10 protein-coding genes are annotated in these 18,271 nt (G+C 71.5%); 5 read left to right on the top strand and 5 right to left on the bottom strand.

The annotated features are described in order from the left end of the window. The first annotated feature begins 269 nt into the window (after positions 1-269). From GL263_RS01340 to GL263_RS01350, 3 genes are all read left to right on the top strand, one after another. Positions 270-6,629, top strand: a complete 6,360-nt coding sequence (locus tag GL263_RS01340; RefSeq protein ID WP_182853655.1) for an RHS repeat-associated core domain-containing protein — start codon at positions 270-272, stop codon at positions 6,627-6,629. 42 nt (positions 6,630-6,671) lie between these two features. Then, positions 6,672-7,139 carry a hypothetical protein gene (locus tag GL263_RS01345; RefSeq protein ID WP_182853656.1) on the top strand — a complete coding sequence of 156 codons (468 nt, stop codon included), beginning with the start codon at positions 6,672-6,674 and terminating at the stop codon, positions 7,137-7,139. Positions 7,140-7,261: 122 nt separating this feature from the next. After that, a complete protein-coding gene (locus tag GL263_RS01350; RefSeq protein WP_181353780.1) occupies positions 7,262-7,492 on the top strand; it encodes a hypothetical protein in 231 nt (76 codons plus the stop codon). Between the two features lie 87 nt (positions 7,493-7,579). Here the strand turns inward: GL263_RS01350 and pepN (GL263_RS01355) are convergent, their stop codons facing one another. The 3 genes from pepN (GL263_RS01355) to pepN (GL263_RS01365) all read right to left on the bottom strand — a co-directional run bounded on the left by pepN (GL263_RS01355) (position 7,580) and on the right by pepN (GL263_RS01365) (position 14,074). Further along, complete coding sequence (pepN, locus tag GL263_RS01355; protein ID WP_182853657.1) at positions 7,580-10,147, bottom strand: aminopeptidase N; 2,568 nt, start codon at positions 10,145-10,147, stop codon at positions 7,580-7,582. A 73-nt stretch (positions 10,148-10,220) separates the two neighbouring features. After that, on the bottom strand, positions 10,221-11,234 hold the full coding sequence (locus GL263_RS01360; RefSeq protein WP_182853658.1) for a hypothetical protein: 1,014 nt from the start codon (positions 11,232-11,234) through the stop codon (positions 10,221-10,223). A 227-nt stretch (positions 11,235-11,461) separates the two neighbouring features. Continuing rightward, a complete protein-coding gene (gene pepN / locus GL263_RS01365; protein ID WP_182853659.1) occupies positions 11,462-14,074 on the bottom strand; it encodes an aminopeptidase N in 2,613 nt (870 codons plus the stop codon). A 186-nt stretch (positions 14,075-14,260) separates the two neighbouring features. Here pepN (GL263_RS01365) and GL263_RS01370 point away from each other — a divergent pair, with 186 nt between their 5' ends. Then, entirely contained in the window at positions 14,261-14,890 is a 630-nt protein-coding gene (locus GL263_RS01370; protein ID WP_438947895.1) for a mycothiol-dependent nitroreductase Rv2466c family protein, read from the top strand. Between the two features lie 108 nt (positions 14,891-14,998). On the opposite strand, the gene GL263_RS01375 is transcribed toward GL263_RS01370, so the two are convergent. Together GL263_RS01375 and GL263_RS01380 are read right to left on the bottom strand one after the other, a co-directional pair. Further along, a complete protein-coding gene (locus GL263_RS01375) occupies positions 14,999-15,640 on the bottom strand; it encodes a superoxide dismutase (RefSeq protein ID WP_182853661.1) in 642 nt (213 codons plus the stop codon). Between the two features lie 152 nt (positions 15,641-15,792). Then, complete coding sequence (locus GL263_RS01380) at positions 15,793-17,268, bottom strand: amino acid permease (protein ID WP_182853662.1); 1,476 nt, start codon at positions 17,266-17,268, stop codon at positions 15,793-15,795. A 287-nt stretch (positions 17,269-17,555) separates the two neighbouring features. On the opposite strand from GL263_RS01380, the gene GL263_RS01385 reads away from it, so the two are divergent. After that, the gene (locus GL263_RS01385) at positions 17,556-18,161 is read left to right on the top strand and encodes a biotin transporter BioY (protein WP_182853663.1); all 606 of its coding nucleotides are present in this window, start codon (positions 17,556-17,558) and stop codon (positions 18,159-18,161) included. Positions 18,162-18,271 lie beyond the last annotated feature (110 nt).

The following is an 18,271-nucleotide window of genomic DNA, read 5'->3' on the forward strand; positions in this document are numbered from 1 at the left end:
CCCCTATCTCCTGAGGATTCAACCGACCCTGGATGATCACAGCTGGAATACGGTTTCTTGATCAGGTAGGAGGCGTTGTCCGATATTGCATCACTTGTCTTGTTCATGTCGGGCTACTCGGACGTAGTGTGCTGTCGCTTATCCAGACCAGACAGGGGGCAGGAGTGCACAGCTACTCCAGTCGCGCCGCAGACCAGCGGTGTTCCACCACGCCGACACGCAGACGGCGGTGGCTGGCGGCCACCGCCGCCGTGACCACGGCGGCGATCATGAGCAGCCTGCTCGGCACGCAGACGGCCGCCGCCGTCGAGCGGTTGAAGCTCGGCAAGCTGCAGGAGACCAAGCCGGTACCGGTCCAGCCGGTCGACGTCCAGCGCGCCGACGGCCGCAACGACGCCGCCCGCGACGCCCGGGGCGGCGTACCCGAGGTGACGTGGCCGAAGGCCGCGACCGCCCGGATCGAACTACCCGAACGCGCCGGCCAGCAGAAGCGGGCGGGCCGACTTCCCGTCCACCTCGGCCAGCCGGAGCCGGACGACGCTGACAGCCGCAACCCCGGCAAGTCCGGCGGCAAAGCCGACGGCCGGCGCGGCAAGCGTGCCGCCGAACAGGCCGCCGACACCGCGCCCCAGCGCGCCCAGGTCCAGGTGCTCAGCCGGAGGACAGCCACCAGGCTCGGCGTCGACGGCGTCCTGCTCGCCGTGCGCGGCACGGACGGTGAGAAGGACAACAGCGTCCGACTGACCCTGGACTACTCCGACTTCGCACGCGCGTACGGCGCCGGCTGGGCCTCCCGGCTCACGCTCGTCCGGCTCCCGGAGTGCGCACTGGAGGACCCGGACACCAAGCGCTGCGCCCAGGCCGAGCCGCTGGAGACGGAGAACAACTCCGCTGACGGCACCCTCACCGCCGACGTGCCGGTGGACGGCACCGCCGACGCCGCCGGCGATCCCGTCGTCAGCGCACCGCGCAGCGCGCGTTCCGTCACCGGCTTCGCCGCCTCGCCCGGCGTGACGCTGCTCGCGGCCACCGCCGCGCCCTCCGGCGGAGGCGGCGACTACAAGGCGACCCCGCTCAGCCCCTCCGGCCACTGGAACGCCGGCGGCTCCTCGGGCGGCTTCAGCTGGGCCTACGACATCCAGGTCCCCGAGGCGCCCGGCGGCCTCGACCCGGAGCTGGGCCTCAGCTACTCCTCCCAGTCGCTGGACGGCCGTACCGCCGCGACGAACAACCAGAGCAACTGGGTCGGCGACGGCTGGTCGCTGACGGAGAACTACATCGAGCGCCGCCACGCCTCCTGCAACGAGGACACCAGATACGACGGCAAGGACGGCAACAACGCCACCGCCGCCAAGAACGGTGAACTCTGCTGGCGCAGCGACAACGCCACGATGTCGCTCAACGGCCAGTCCCACGAACTCGTCAGGGACGACACCACCGGCGACTGGAAGCTGAAGGACGACGACGGCACCCGCGTCGAGCGGCTCACCGACACCGCCCGGGGCAACGGCGACAACAACGGCGAGTACTGGCGCATCACCACCACCGACGGCGTCCAGTACCACTTCGGCTACAACCGCCTGCCCGGCTGGTCCAGCGGCAAGCCGGAGACCAACTCCACCTGGACGGTCCCGGTCCACGGCAACCACACGGGCGAGCCCTGCCACAAGTCGGCGTTCAAGGACTCCTGGTGCCAGCAGGCCTGGCGCTGGAACCTCGACTTCGTCAAGGACCCCAGCGACAACGCCACCGCCTACTACTACGCGGCGGAGACCAACCGCTACGCCCGCCACGCCTCGGCGACCACGGGCCTGGGCACGCCGACCGAGTACACCCGCGGCGGCCACATGTCCCGCATCGAGTACGGGCTGCGCGCCGACGACATGTACGGCACCAACGCCGCCGCGGCGCGCGTGGACTTCACCGTCGCCGAACGCTGCCTGCCGGACACCTCGTTCGACTGCGCCCCGGCCAAGATGACCGCCGCGAACGCCAAGCGCTGGCCCGACGTCCCCGTCGACCAGCACTGCAAGGCCGGCGAGGACTGCAAGGGCAAGAGCGCCCCGACGTTCTGGACCACCAAGCGGCTCACCAAGATCACCACCAAGGTGCTCGTCGGCTCGGGCTACCAGAGTGTGGACAGCTGGACGCTGCGCCACCAGTTCCCCGACCCCGGCGACGGCTCCACCCCCGCGCTGTGGCTCGCCGGCGTCACCCGCACCGGCCACACCGGCGCGAGCGCGCAGTCGCTGCCCGAGGTCACCTTCCTCGGCCAGCAGCTCGCCAACCGCGTCGACACCACCGGCGACGGCATCCCGCCGATCGTCCGCTACCGCGTGCGGCAGATCAACACCGAGAGCGGCGGCAGCATCGGCGTCACCTACTCGGCGCCCGACTGCAAGCCCGGCGACCTGCCGGCCGAGTCGACCAACACCCGCCGCTGCTACCCGGTCTACTGGTCCTCCGCCGACTCCCCGGCCGCCGACTTCAAGCCGGTCAAGGACTGGTTCCACAAGTACGTGGTGACCCGCGTCCTGGAGAACGACCTGGTCGGCGGCTCGCCCACCCAGCAGACCGACTACACCTACGTGGGCGGTGCCGCCTGGGGCAAGAGCGAGGACGAGTTCACCCGTCCCGAGCACCGCACCTACAGCGACTTCCGCGGCTACGGCGAGGTCCGCACCCAGGTCGGCAACGGCACCGACGGCGCCCGACTGGACAGCCGCGCCCGCTACTTCCGGGGCATCGCCGGCGCCAAGGTCGCCGACTTCGAGGGCAACGAGGTGACCGACCACCCCTCCTTCCGGGGCATGGAACGCGCCGAGATCACCTACAACGGCGGCGAGGTCGTCGGCGAGGAGACCAGCACACCGTGGCGCAAGGGCCCGACGGCCAGCCGCGCCCGGCCGGGACTGCCGGCGCTGGCCGCCGAGATGACCGACGTCCGCGAGGAGACCACCCGCGGCCCCGCCAAGGGCGGCGGCTGGCAGCGCACGAAGACCGAGCGCACCTTCGACTCCTACGGCATGGTCGCCACCGAGACCGAGCACGGCGACACCGCCAGGTCCGGTGACGAGTCCTGCACCACCACCACCTACGCCCGCAACACCAGCGCGAACATCCTCGAACTCACCGCGTCGGAGAAGACCACCGAGGGCACCTGCGCCGTACCCGGCGCGCTGATATCCGAGAGCCGCAGCTACTACGACGGCTCGACCACGCTGGGCGCCGTCACCAGGGGCGACACCACCCGGGAGGACGAGAACAACGCCAAGGGCACCGGCTTCCTCACCGTCGCCCGGACCACCTACGACGACTACGGCCGCCCCACGCGCACCACGGACGCGGAGGGCCGCAGCGTCACCCACCAGTACACGCCGGCCACCGGGATGCCCACGAAGACCGTGGTCACCAACCCGCTCGGCCACACGCACACCACCGAGATCGACCCCCGGCGCGGCGTGGCCGTCGCCGAGGTCGACGCCAACGGCAAGCGCACCGACGTCGAGTACGACGCGCTCGGCCGGGTGGTGAAGGTCTGGGAGCCGGGCCGCGCCAAGGCCACCTACCCGACCTCGCCGAACGCCGAGTACGAGTACCGCATCTCGCGCACCGCCCCCGCCGCCATCACCACCAGGGAGCTGCGCGGCGACGGTTCGACCGAGACCAGCTACGTCCTCTACGACGGTCTGCTGCGGGAACGGCAGCACCAGAGCCGGTCGGCCAGCGGCAGCGGACGGATCCTCACCGAGACCCAGTTCGACTCCCGCGGCCTGGAGTGGAAGACCTTCGACGACTACTACGCGACCGGCGACCCCGAGCCGGCGCTGGTCACCGGTGACGACACCAAGTCACCGGCCGTCGTGCGGACCGTCTTCGACGGCGCCGGCCGCCCCACCGAGTCCGTCGCCATGAAGTACGGCACCGAGACCCGGCGGACGAAGCTGCTCTACGACGGCAACCACACCACCGTCGTCCCGCCCGCCGGCGGCACGGCGACGACCAACGTCACCGACGCCCTCGGCCGGACCACCGAGGTGGTCGAGTACACCAACGCGGCGCGCACCGCCTCGCAGTCGGTCACCTACGAGTACAACAAGAAGGGCCACGTCACAAAGATCACCGACCCGGCCGGCAACGTCCGCAGCTTCGAGTACGACCTGCGCGGCCAGCGGGTGCGGACCGTCGACCCCGACCAGGGCGAGACGACCACCACCTACGACGACCTCGGCCGTCCCCTCACCACCACCGACGCGCGCGGCGTGAAGCTCACCACGAGCTACGACGCGCTCGGCCGGACGACGGCGGTCAGGGAGGGCGACAAGACCCTCGCTGAGTGGACGTACGACACCGTCGCCAAGGGCGAGATCGCCGAGTCCCGCCGGCTGGTGGGCGGCAGCGCCTACGTCCAGCGCATCACCGGGTACAACAACGACTACCAGGCCACCGGCGTGGACGTCGTCATCCCCGACTCCGAGGGCGACCTCGCCGGCACCTACCGCTGGGGCTTCGGCTACAACGAGCGCACCGGCCTGCTGACGCAGATCAACCAGCCGGCCGTCGGCGACCTCCCGGCGGAGCGCGTCGTCACCCGCTACGGCGCCGACGACCAGGCCCAGGGCCTGACCGCGAACGGTCGCGTCCTGGTCAACTCGACCACCTACGACCCGTTCGGCCGCAAGCTGCGCAACGAGTTCAACGACCAGGTGCGGCGCGTCTACCGGACCTGGAACTACGACGAGCACACCGGCGAGCTGCGACGGGTCACCACCGACCGCACGGCCTCCCCGAACCGCGTCGACGACACCCGCTACACCTTCGACGACGCGGGCAACATCACCCGCATCAACACCGAGACCGAGGAGTCCACCCGCAAGGACACCCAGTGCTTCACCACCGACGCCCTCCAGCGGCTGACCAAGGCCTGGACGGCCGCCACCGACGACTGCGCGGCGGCCCCCTCCAAGGCCGACGTCGGCGGCCCGGCGCCCTACTGGCTGTCGTACAGCTACGACGCCCTGGGCAACCGCACCAAGGAGACCAGGCACGACACCGGCGGTGACAGCACCAAGGACACCGTCCGCACCTACGACTACAAGGGTGCCGACGGCGGCCCGACCGCGCTGAACGAGGTCCGCACCAGCGGCCCCGCCTCCGGCACGGACACCTTCCGCTACGACGCGGCCGGCAACACCGTCGGCCGGCAGGTCGGCAGCCGGGAGCAGACGCTGAGCTGGGACGCCGAGAACCTGCTCAGCGAGGTCAGGGAGAAGAACGGGGCCACCACCCGCTACACCTACGACGCCGAGGGTGAGCGGCTGCTGCGCAAGGACAGCACCGGCACCACGCTGTACCTGCCCGGCGGCAACGAGCTGAAGCTCACCGGCGACGGCAAGAAGGCCGGCACCCGGTACTACGACTTCGACGGCGAGATCGTCGCGGTCCGCACCGGCGGTGACCTCCAGTTCCACTTCACCGACCACCACGGCACGGCGACCACCGTCGTCGACGCCACCACCCAGCAGGCCCAGCACCGCTACTCCGCCCCCTTCGGCGAGGACCGCGGCGAGGTGGTCGCGGGCTGGCCCGGCGACCGCGGCTTCGTCGGCGGCACCCGCGACGAGACGGGCCTGACCCAACTCGGTGCCCGCGCCTACGATCCGGCACTCGGCCGCTTCCTCAGCGTCGACCCGATGGTCGACTACGGCGAGTCGCAGCGCATGAACGCCTACGCCTACGCCAACAACAACCCGGTCACCTTCTCCGACGCCGACGGCCTGTTCTTCGGCAAGGCCAAGAACTGGGTCAAGGACAAGGCCAAGAAGGTCACCAAGAAGGCCAAGTCCTTCAAGAAGAAGGTCGTCAAGAAGGCGAAGAGCTTCAAGAAGAAGGTCAAGGCCAAGGTCGAGTCGATCAGGAAGACCGTCAGGACGGTCAAGAGCCGCGTCAAGGCCACCGCCAAGCGCGTGGCGACCGCTGCGGTGAAGCGGGTGACCCGGGCCGTCTCCACGGTGAAGCGGTGGAAGAACACCGCCAGCAGCTACGTCAAGCGAAAGGCGTCCTCCGCCCGGAGCTTCGCCTCCAAGGCGGCCAAGTCCACCGGGAAGTTCATCTCCAAGAACGCCGGTAGAGCGGTGAAGGGAGTGGCCGCGGTCGGTGGCTTCAAGGCCGCCTACGACACCTTCAAGAAGGGCGGGGCGGCCAACATCCTCGGCGGCATCAGCGCCCTCACCGGCGCGGCGGCCACCTTCGCTGCGCCCTTCCCGGTGTTGGCCGGTGCGCTCGCCGTGGTCTCGGTCGGCACCGGCCTGGCAAGCGCCGCCGTCCACGCCGCCCAGGGGAACCACGCCGACGCCAAGAACGCGCTCGTCGGCGCGGCGTTGGGGGTCGGTGGCGGCTTCGGCCGGATCGGCGGCGCCGCCGCCAAGGCGGTCGCCGGAGGCGCCCCACGGGCGACGAAGTTCCTCACCGACGGGGTGAAGGCGGCCTTGCCCAAGCCGGGGTCCGCGAAGACCTTCACGGGTATCACGGGCCGTACGTACTCCGGTGGCTACCAGAACTTCGTCACCGGAGCCGCCCACACCGCCGTGGACAGCGCCGGCAACGCCTGGGCCTACGGTACGTCGTAACGGGAGGCTCCCCATCGGAGCCTGGAACGAGAGGAAAAGACGATGGAGTCAGCGGTTCGCTACACGCTGCACCAGCGGAAGGGTCTGCTGTGGCTGTCCGCCGCGTTCGCGGTGGCGGGCGTCGTCTCGGGCGTCCGCTGGCTCCTGGCCGACGACTGGGGGACCTTCTGGGACTTCCTCCTGACGGTCCTGCCCCTCTTCCTGCCCGCGACGATCGGTTACGCGGTGGGTCGGACGGAGTTCGACGACAAGGAGATCCGTACCTGGCGCATTCGCGGAAGGAAGCGGTGTGCCTGGGAGGACGTGGAGTCGATCGTCGTGGAGATCTGGGTCGCGCCCAGGAACTCCGAGAGCCACGCCCGGATGGTCCGGGTGGTGCGGAAGGACGGGCGGTCGTTCCGGTTGCCCGCGCCGTACTACTCGACCAGCTGGCGTGACCCGCTGTTCACCGAGCGCAGTGAGGCGATCGTCGCCGCCTGGTTCCAGGCGGTGGGGGAGCGGCAACCCTGATGGTGTCCCGGACGAGGGGCGGGCCCACCGGGCCCGCCCCTCTCGTCTTGCGCGGTTTCCGGTGCCTCCGCTTGGGGGACCCCGGGGGCGCGGCGCTCGGGGGCGTTCGCTAGTTTGGAAGCGTGGTCAACAAGAATGCCGTGCGAGCCGGAGCCGTCACCGTCGGTACGACGCTGATGCTGCTGATGTCGTCCCCTGCCTTCGCCCTCACACCGGACGACGGGGACGACCCCGCGCCGAAGCTGAGCGTCGCCGAGACGGTGGGCCTGTACGTCGTCGCCCCCGTGGTCCTCTTCCTGCTCATCGCGGGCCTGGTGATGATCGGCGACAAGTCCCGCAAGCAGAGCAGCTGACCCCACCGGTCACCGCCCACGCGGAAAGCCGTGGGGCGTCCCGGGCCCGAGCCCGGAACGCCCCACGGCTTGTTCTCGTACCCTCACTCAGCCGCGGTCGGCGGCCTGCGCCCGCAGGGCCCGCTCGACACCGGAGCGGGACTCGGTGACCAGCCGGCGCAGCGCGGCGTTGCCCTCGCCCTGCTCGGCCAGCCAGCGGTCGGTCGCCTCCAGCGTCTCCCGGGACACCTGGAGCGCCGGGTAGAGGCCGACGGCGATCTGCTGGGCCATCTCGTGGCTGCGCGACTCCCACACCCCGCGCAGGGCGGTGAAGTAGCGGTCGGTGTACGACGCCAGCAGCTCCCGCTGGTCCGGCTGGACAAAGCCGGCGATGACCGCCTCCTGCACGGCGTTCGGCAGCTTGTCCGCCTCCACGACCTGCGCCCACGCCTCGGCCTTCGCCTCGGCGGTGGGGCGCGCGGCCCGCGCGGTGGCGGCGTGCCGCTCACCCGCCGACGTGGGGTCGCGACGAAGCTCGGCGCTGATCTCGGCCTCACCGGCCCGGCCGGTGGCGGCCAGCCGCTGCAGCAGCGCCCACCGCAGCTCGGTGTCCACGGCCAGCCCCTCGAGGGTGACGCCGCCGTCCAGCAGGCCGGCCAGCAGGTCCAGCTGACCGTCCGTGCGGGCGGTGGCGGCCAGCGCCCTGGCCCAGGCGAGCTGGTGGTCCGAGCCCGGCTCCGCGGCCCGCAGGTGCTGTTCGGCGGCCTCGCTCCAGCGGGCCAGGCCCTCGGCGCGCCACTCCGGCGCCGCGTACAGCTCCAGCGCCAGCTTCACCTGGCGGTGGAGGCTCTGCACGACGCCGATGTCGCTCTCCCGGCCGATGCCGGAGAGCACCAGCTCCAGGTAGTCGCGGGTGGCCAGCTCGCCGTCCCGGGTCATGTCCCACGCCGAGGCCCAGCACAGGGCGCGCGGCAGCGACTCCACGAAGCCGCCCAGGTGCTCGGTGACCACTGCCAGCGACCGCTCGTCGAGCCGCACCTTGGCGTAGGAGAGGTCGTCGTCGTTGAGCAGCACGACCGCCGGGCGCGCCCGGCCGACCAGCTCCGGTACCTCGGTCAGCTCGCCGTCCACGTCCAGCTCGATCCGGTCGGTCCGGGTGAGCCGTCCGTCGGCCAGCTCGTACAGGCCGATCGCGATGCGGTGCGGGCGCAGCGTCGGGGAGCCCTTGGCGCCCTCGGGCAGCTCCGGCGCCTCCTGCCGGACGCCGAAGGAGGTGATCACACCGCTGTCGTCGGTGCTGATCTCCGGGCGCAGCACGTTGATGCCGGCGGTCTCCAGCCACGCCTTCGACCAGGCGGACAGGTCGCGGCCGGAGGTCTCCTCCAGCGCGCCGAGCAGGTCGGTGAGCCGGGTGTTGCCCCAGGCGTGCCGCTTGAAGTAGGCCTGCACGCCGCGGAAGAACTCGTCCTCCCCGACGTACGCGACCAACTGCTTGAGGACCGAGGCGCCCTTGGCGTAGGTGATCCCGTCGAAGTTGACCAGGACGTCGTCCAGGTCGCGGATCTCCGCCATGATCGGGTGCGTCGAGGGCAGCTGGTCCTGCCGGTAGGCCCAGGTCTTCATCTGGTTGGCGAAGCTGGTCCAGGCGTGCGGCCAGCGGCTGCCCGGCGCGGACGCCTGGCAGGCGATGGAGGTGTAGGTGGCGAACGACTCGTTCAGCCACAGGTCGTTCCACCACTCCATGGTGACCAGGTCGCCGAACCACATGTGGGCCAGCTCGTGGAGGATCGTCTCGGCCCGGGTCTCGTAGGCCGCGTCGGTCACCTTGGAGCGGAACACGTACTGGTCGCGGATGGTGACCGCGCCCGCGTTCTCCATCGCGCCGGCGTTGAACTCCGGCACGAAGAGCTGGTCGTACTTCTCGAACGGGTAGAGGAAGTCGAACTTCTCCTCGAACCAGTCGAAGCCCTGCCGGGTGACCTCGAAGATGGCGTCCGCGTCGAGGAACTCCGCCAGCGAGGGCCGGCAGTAGACGCCCAGCGGTACCGTGCGGCCGCCGTCCGCGGACCGCCAGTTGCTGTGCACGGCGTGGTAGGGGCCGACGATCAGCGCGGTGATGTAGCTGGAGATGCGCGGCGTCGGCGCGAACTCCCAGCGGTTGCCGGACGGTTCGGGCGTCGGCGAGTTGGAGATCACCGTCCAGCCCTCGGGTGCGGTCACGGTGAAGGCGAACGTCGCCTTGAGGTCCGGCTGCTCGAAGGAGGCGAACACCCGGCGGGCGTCCGGTACCTCGAACTGGGTGTACAGGTAGGCCTGCTGGTCGACGGGGTCGACAAAGCGGTGCAGGCCCTCACCGGTGTTGGTGTAGGCGCAGTCCGCCACCACCAGCAGCTCGTTCGCGCCGGCCACCAGGCCGGGCAGGCTGATCCGGGAGTCGGCGAAGACACGCGCCACGTCCAGCGCTTCGCCGTTGAGCGTGACCTCGTGCACGGTCGGCGCGACCAGGTCGACGAAGCTCTCCCCGGCCTCCCGCGCCTGGAACCGCACCCGGGTCACCGAGCGGAAGGTGCCGCCCTCCTGAGCCCCGGAGAGGTCCAGCTCGATCTCGTACGCGTCGACCTCGAGCAGACGCGCGCGCTCGCGCGCCTCGTCGCGAGTCAGATTCGTGCCAGGCACCTGGGATTCTCCATCCTGTCGTCATCGGCCGGCGGTGCCGCCATCCTTCCACGCCGCCGCGGGACGAGTGTTCTCACCTGGGCTGGACGAGCAGGTAGGTCGCCGGCGGGCGGTCGTCGGCGGTCATCAGCGCCGTGCGCAGCAGCGACAGCAGGTCGTGCGGGCTGTCCCGCAGCCGCTCCGGCGTGGGGCTGACGACGGTCACCCCCAGCTTGGCCAGCGTCTCCCGCTGCCGGGCCCGGCCCGGCCACAGCGCCGGCGTCGCGGCCGGGCGCTGGTGCGCCCGTGAGTCGATCTCCACGGCGACGCCCTGCTCGGGCCAGTAGGCGTCCAGCACCGCCAGCCGCGGCCCTCCGGGCTGCCGCAGCTCCACGTTCCAGCACGGGTCGGGCAGCCCGCCCTCGGCGACCAGCCGGTACAGCCGGGACTCGGCGAGCGCCCGGCCCTCCGCGAGCAGCGTGTCCACCGCGTCCACCACCTGCGGGCGGGACAGCAACCGGGCGCGACCCAGCTCCCGCACGATGGCGTGCGCCTCGCAGTGCCCGTCCCGCACGGTCTCCGTCAGCATCCGCCGGACCTCGTCGGGATCGGTGAGCCGGCCCACCGCGTCGGCCAGCGCCCGGGCCACCGGGGCCACCGCCACACCGTGCAGGTCCACCGCGTTCGGCAGGCTGTGGGTGCGCAGCACCCGCGCCCAGCCCGTCGACCGGGGCCGGCGCGCCCGCGGCACCAGCACGTCGATCTCCGCGAGGTCGGCGATCCTCGGCACACAGCGGAACCCGTGCAGCGCCAGCGCCGCGAGCCCGCTCACTATCGGACGCGCCTCCGCCGAGGGAGGCGTACAGGCGTGGGTCCCGGCCGCGTACAGGAGCACGGCGCGCAACCGCTCCTCGTCCGTCGGGCGGCCGGGGTGCAGCAGGAACACCCCGGGCAGCGGCGTCTGCCAGGGACCGCCGGGACGGCAGCGGCCCTTCGCGACGGCGGCGGAGACGCCCTGCGCGCGGAGTCCGGCCGTGGTGACGACCCGGCGCGAGACGTCCGAGAGGTGGCTCAACGGCCGGGGGGAGAGCGGGGTTTCTTGGGTCATGACCCTTCGATGCCCGGTCCCGGGGCGGCCTCCAACCGGCTGTTACACAGCTGTCGGCAAATCCGGACCCCGCTGTCCTCAAGTCCGGAATGTCCCGCACGACCGTACGAACCGGACACCGGTGTGCGGGCGGTGCGGGCCCGGAAACGCCGCCCGGCCCCCCGAACACGCGGACGGCGTTCGGAAGGCCGGGGGAAGGCCAGGGCAGAGCGGCGAGGAGCGGGGCGTCAGCCGGCCACCGCGTCCCGCGCCTGGGCGCGCAGCGCGCGGGCCAGGTCGTCACGGGCCTCCAGCACCAGCCGGCGCAGCGCCGGCGCCGCGCGCCCCTCGGTCTCCGCCAGCCACGCGTCGGTCGCGGCCAGCGTGCGCTCGTCACCCTGGAGCATCGGGAACAGCCCGCGCACGATCGCCATGGCGATCTCGATCGACCGCTCCTCCCAGACGCGTTCGAGCACCGTGAAGTACGTCGACGCGTACGGCGCCAGCAGCTCCCGCTGCGCCGGCTGGTCGAACCCGGCGATCGTCGCCTCGACCAGCGCGTTCGACAGCCGGTCGGACTCCACGACCGCCTCCCACGCCTCCGCCTTGACCTCCGCCGACGGCCGGGACGCCAGCGCGCGCACCTGGTGCCGCTTGCCGGAGGCGGTGTCGTCCCGCAGCAGCTCGGCGGCGACCTCGCTCTCACCGGCCGCGCCCTCGGCGACCAGCGCCGCCAGGAACGTCCAGCGCAGCTCCTGGTCGACGTCCAGACCGGCGACGCTCGTGGTGCCCGCCAGCAGCTCCCGCAGCAGCGCGAAGTCCTCCGCCCGGCAGGCGACGGCGGCCAGGAACCTGGCCCACGCCAGCTGGTGCCCGCTGCCCGGCTCGGCCGCCCGCAGCTCCCGCTCGGCGCCTTCGGCGAGCAGGTCGCCGGCCGCCCGCCGGTGCCCGGGGACCACGTAGTGGGTGATCGCCGAGCGTGCCCAGGCGTGCAGCATCTGGAGCACGCCGACGTCCGACTCGCGGCCGCCGAAGCGCAGCACCAGGGCGAGGAAGTCGCGGGCCGGGAGCAGCCCGTCCCTGGTCAGGTTCCACACCGCCGACCAGCACAGGGCGCGGGCCAGCGGGTCCTCGATCGCGCCGAGGTGCTCCCGCAGGGTCGCCAGCGACCGCTCGTCGAGCCGCGTCTTGGCGTAGGTGAGGTCGTCGTCGTTGACCAGCACCAGCTCGGGCGCGGTCTCGCCGACGAGTTCGGGGACGACCGTGCGCTCACCGACGACGTCGGTCTCGGCACGGGCGTACCGCACCAGCGGGCCGTCCGGCGTCTCGCGGCGGTACAGCCCGATCGCCACCCGGTGCGGGCGCAGCACCGAGCTGGCGCCGGCGGTCTCCTCGGCGGCCTGGAGCACCGCCAGCTCACCGAGCCGCCCGTCCTCGCCGATCCGCACCGAGGGGGTGAGGGTGTTGACGCCCGCCGTCTGCAACCAGGCGCCCGCCCACTCGGCCATGTCCCGGCCCGAGGTCTCGGCGAGCACCGACAGCAGGTCGGCCAGGCGCGTGTTGCCCCAGGCGTGCCGCTTGAAGTAGCGCCGGGCGCCCTCCAGGAAGGCGTCCTGCCCGACGTAGGCCACCAGTTGCTTGAGCACCGAGGCGCCCTTGGCGTAGGTGATCCCGTCGAAGTTCAGCTTGGCCGCCTCCAGGTCCGGGATGTCGGCGGTCACCGGGTGCGTGGAGGGCATCTGGTCGGCGCGGTACGCCCACGCCTTGCGGCGGTTGGCGAAGGTGACCCAGCCGCTGGTGAAACGGGTCGCGCCGACCTGCGAGAAGGTGCCCATGAAGTCCGCGAAGGACTCCTTCAGCCACAGGTCGTCCCACCACTCCATGGTGACCAGGTCGCCGAACCACATGTGCGCCATCTCGTGCAGGATGACGTTCGCCCGGGCCTCGTAGGACGCCTGCGTCACCTTGCCGCGGAAGACGTACTCCTCCCGGAACGTCACCAGTCCGGGGTTCTCCATCGCGCCCAGGTTGTACTCGGGGACAAACGCCTGGTCGTACTTGCCGAACGGGTACGGGAAGTCGAAGTGGTCGTGGAAGAAGTCCAGGCCCTGCTTGGTGATCAGGAAGACGTCCTCCGGGTCGAAGTGCCGGGCCAGCCCCTTGCGGCAGAGCACGCCGAGCGGGATCTCCAGCGTGCCGCCGTCCGGCAGCGTCCGCTTGTAGCTGTCGGTGACGTGGTGGTACGGGCCGGCCAGCACGGCGGTGATGTACGTCGAGATCGGCTTGGTGGGCGCGAACCGCCACCGCGCCAGGGAGTCCGCCAACGGCTCGGGCTCGCCGACCCGGTCGGAATTGCTCAGCACCGTCCACCCGGCCGGCGCGACCACGGTGAACGTGAACGGCGCCTTCAGGTCGGGCTGCTCGAAGTTGGCGAAGACGCGGCGCGCGTCGGCCGGTTCGTACTGCGTGTAGAGGTAGGTCTCGCCGTCCTCCGGGTCGACGAAGTGGTGCAGACCCTCACCCGTGCGGCTGAAGGCGCAGCGCGCGTCGACCGTCAGCTCGTTGACGGCCGCCAGGCCCTCCAGCCGGATCCGGGCGCCGTCGAAGACCCGGTCGACGTTCAGCGACTCGCCGTTGAGCGTCACCGAGTGCACGTGCGGAGCCACCAGGTCGACGAAGGTCGAGGCGCCCGGCAGCGCGCTGCGGAACCGGATGGTGGTGGTCGACCGGAAGGTGCGGGGACCCTCCTCCGGCGGCGGCGCCACCGCTGTGCGCAGGTCCAGAACGACCTCGTACCCGTCCACGGTCAGGAGCTTCGCCCTCTCGTGGGCCTCGTCACGGGTCAGGTTCTCTGCGGGCACAACGCGACTCCTCGTCTCGCATAGCGAACAATCGGGCCCCAGCATGTCATGGCGTCCCCGCCGCCAGGAGGGGGTCCCGGAGCGGCCCGGGCGCGCCGTCGGCGGGAATGGCCGCCCGGTGGTAGGTGTTTCCCCTGATACCACGCCGCCGTCGTGGCGTGATGTGCTGCCCAGTGAGGAGTGGACGTGTCCGACAAGACCCCCGCCGACTTCTGGTTCGACCCGCTGTGTCCGTGGGCGTGGCTGACCTCGCGCTGGATGCTGGAGGTGGAGCGGGTCAGGCCGGTCGAGGTGCGATGGCACGTGATGAGCCTGTCCGTGCTCAACGAGAACAAGCTCGACGAGATCCCCGAGCGCTACCGCGAGCTGATGAAGACGGCCTGGGGCCCGGTCCGGGTCTGCGTCGCCGCCGAGGAGAAGTACGGCAGCGAGGTGCTCGGCCGCCTCTACACGGCCATCGGCACCCGCTTCCACAACGGCGGCGAGGAGCAGAACGCCGAGACGCTTCGCGCCGCGCTCACCGACGCCGGCCTCTCACCCGACCTGGCCGACGCCATGCGCTCCACCGAGTACGACGAGCGGCTGCGCGAGTCCCACCGCGAGGGCATCGACCTCGTCGGCCAGGACGTCGGCACACCGGTGATCGCCGTGCCGGGCGCCGACGGCGAGCGCATCGCCTTCTTCGGCCCGGTTGTCACCCCGGCCCCCAAGGGCGAGGCCGCCGGCCGGCTGTGGGACGGCACGCTGCTCGTCGCCGGTACGCCGGGCTTCTACGAGATCAAGCGCACCAGGGACGCCGCCCCCTCGTTCGACTGAGTCCCTTGTCCGAGCACACGGAAGGGGCTCGCACCCGGGGATTCCCCGGGCGCGAGCCCCTTCCGCATGCCGTGCGGGCCACCCCGTCCGATCCGGACGGGGGCCGGATCACGGAGCCAGGATCAGCGAGTTGGCGCGCTCCTTGGCGGCGGTGTAACGGGCGGCGACGTCCTGCCAGTTGACCACACGCCACATCGCCTCGACGAAGTCCACCTTCTGGTTCCGGTACTGGAGGTAGAAGGCGTGCTCCCAGGCGTCGAACACCAGGATCGGCACGGAGCCCTGGCCCACGTTGCCCTGGTGGTCGTAGACCTGTTCGACGATCAGCCGACCGCTGACCGGCTCGTACGCCAGCACGCCCCAGCCGGAGCCCTGCGTGGTGGCGGAGGCCTTGGTGAGCTGGGCCTTGAACTTCGCGAAGGAACCGAAGGACTCGGCGATGGCGTCGGCCAGCTCGCCCGTCCCGTCCTTCTCCAGCGGCTCGCCGCCGCCGTCACCGGTCATGTTCTGCCAGTAGATGGAGTGCAGAATGTGACCGGAGAGGTGGAACGCGAGGTTCTTCTCCAGGCCGTTGATGGAGCCCCAGTTGTCCTTGTCCCGGGCCTCCTCGAGCTGCTCCAGCGTGTCGTTCGCACCCTTCACGTACGCCGCGTGGTGCTTGTCGTGGTGCAGCTCGATGATCTCGCCCGTGATGACCGGCTCCAGCGCGGAGTAGTCGTACGGGAGTTCCGGCAGAGTGTAGACGGCCATGCGCTTAGTTCCCCTCCGAACGTCAATGCACATCGCTTGCAGGGCGACGTTATCAGCCGGAACGGAACGCCGAACGGGGCGACCCCACCGTAGGGGGCCACCCCGTCACCCGTATGGCCAGCGGCGCCTGACGGCCGCTCGGAAGCGCCGGTTCAGTCCCCGGCGACCGGCGCGTCGGCCCGGTCCGCCGCCGGCTCCGCACTCCGGGACAGGCGGCGCTGGCGCAGCAGACCGACCGCCGCGAGCGAGAGCGTGAGACCGGCGGTGAAGAACAACTGCACCCGGGTGTCGCCGTCCCGCAGCATCAGCAGCAGGATGCCGAGCATGCCCGCGAGCGCCAGCCAGGTCAGCACCGGGAACGCCCACATCCGCACGACCAGCTTCTCCGGCGCCTCCCGCTCCAGGCGGCGCCGGCTCCGCAGCTGGGAGAAGGCGATGAAGCCCCACACCACCAGCACGGCCGCGCCCACCATGTTCAGCAGCCAGGTGAACACCGTGTCCGGCCACCAGAAGCTGAGCAGCACCGCGAAGAAACCGAACGCCGAGGAGGCCAGCACCGTACGGCGCGGCACGCCGCCGCTCACCTTCCCCAGGACCGCCGGTCCCTCGCCGCGCGCGACCAGCGAGTACGACATCCGGGAGGCGCCGTAGATGTTGGCGTTCATCGCGGACAGCAGCGCGATCAGCACGACGACCTTCATGATCTCGCCGGCCGCCGGAATGCCCAGGTGGTCCAGCGTCGCCGCGTACGGGCCGTCCTTGATCGACGGGTCGTCCCACGGGATCAGCGTGACGATCACCAGCATCGAACCGACGTAGAACACCGCGATCCGCCACATCGCCGTCCGCACGGCCTTGGCGACGCCGCGCACCGGGTTCTCCGACTCGGCCGCCGCGATCGTCACCGTCTCCAGACCGCCGTACGCGAAGATCGACGCCAGCAGGCCGATGACCAGGCCGTTCGCGCCGTTCGGGAAGAAGCCGCCCTGCCCGGTGAGGTTGCTCGCGCCCGGCGCGTCCGTACCCGGCAGCCCGCCGACGATCGCCAGACCGCCCAGCACCAGGAACGCGACGATCGCCAGCACCTTCAGCGACGCGAACCAGAACTCGTACTCACCGAAGTTCCGCACCGACGCCAGGTTCGTCCCGCAGAACACCGCCATGAACAGCGCGACCCACATCCAGGCCGCCGTGTCCGGGAACCAGGTGAGCATGATCGTGGCCGCGCCGATCGCCTCGGCGGCCACCGCGACACACAGCAGCACCCAGAAGATCCAGCCGGCCGTGAAGCCCGCCCACGGGCCGAGCGCCCGCTCGGCGTGCACGGAGAACGAACCGGACGCCGGATGCGCGGCGGACATCTCGCCCAGCATCCGCATCACCAGCATCACCAGCAGGCCGGAGACCGCGAACGCCAGCACGATCGAAGGTCCGGCGGCCGCGATACCGGCCCCCGACCCCACAAAAAGGCCGGCGCCGATGACGCCGCCCAACGCGATCATGGACAGATGGCGCTGCTTGAGGCCGTGTCCGAGAGTGGAGCCGGACTCCGGGGTTCGCCCGGAAGGGGTGCCGGCGGGAGTGCCTTCGGCGGGTGACGCCTCGGGCAGGGTCTGGGAGGAAGACATGGAGGTCCAGGGAGAGGAGCGGGGGGAGAGGCGGAGCGGATCACTCCAGACCAACGGCCAGTGTGAGCGAGCCGGCCGCGACGTATCAATGGCGCACGTCACTGTCCCGGCATCCGGACACCACCGTGACGGTACGCGACCGTCACCCCACCCGCCCCACGCCGCGTATTCCGTCGGACCGGCACAACGTCAGCTCCCCGCTTCTGTCGCCGACGTCACGGACACGCGCGCCTGAGCAGGGATAACGTCGCCGTGTCCGCTGTCCCACCGACCCCCAGGAGCCCCTGATGAGCGCCCTGACGCCCACCGCGCACGCCCGGCCCGGAGCCGTCCTCGCCGACCTGCTGCCCGCCACCACTACCGCCCGCTCCCGGGTCCGCGACGCGGCGCTGGTGCTCGGCGGAGCCGTGCTCACCGGGCTCGCCGCCCAGATCGCCGTACCGCTGCCCGGATCCCCGGTACCGGTCACCGGACAGACCTTCGCCGTGCTGCTCGTGGGCGCCGGACTCGGCGCCGGCCGTGCCTTCCTCTCCCTCGCGCTCTACGTGCTCGCCGGCGCCGCCGGCATGCCGTGGTTCGCCGAAGCCGGCCACGGCGTGGCCGCGCCCTCCTTCGGCTACGTCCTCGGCATGCTGCTCGCCGCCACCGTCGTCGGCGCGCTCGCCCGACGCGGCGGCGACCGCGGCGCGCTGCGCACCGCCGGCACGATGGCGCTCGGCACCGCCCTGGTCTACGCCGTCGGCGTCCCGTACCTCGCGCTCGCGACGGGCATGAGCGCGGGCGCGGCGATCGCCGCGGGCCTCGTCCCGTTCCTGATCGGCGACGCCCTGAAGGCCGCACTGGCCATGGGCGCCCTCCCCACGGCCTGGAAGCTCCTCGGCCGGCGGGACTGAACAAGCGAAGCGCCGGACGGGCTGAAGTCAGCCCGTCCGGCGCTTGAGGACGAGCGGCCGCCAGGCCGCGATACGGGGTCCGGGGCAGCGCCCCGGTTACGGGAAGGGGC

Source organism: Streptomyces durbertensis (genome assembly GCF_014156695.1).
In the GTDB taxonomy this organism is placed as follows: domain Bacteria; phylum Actinomycetota; class Actinomycetes; order Streptomycetales; family Streptomycetaceae; genus Streptomyces; species Streptomyces durbertensis.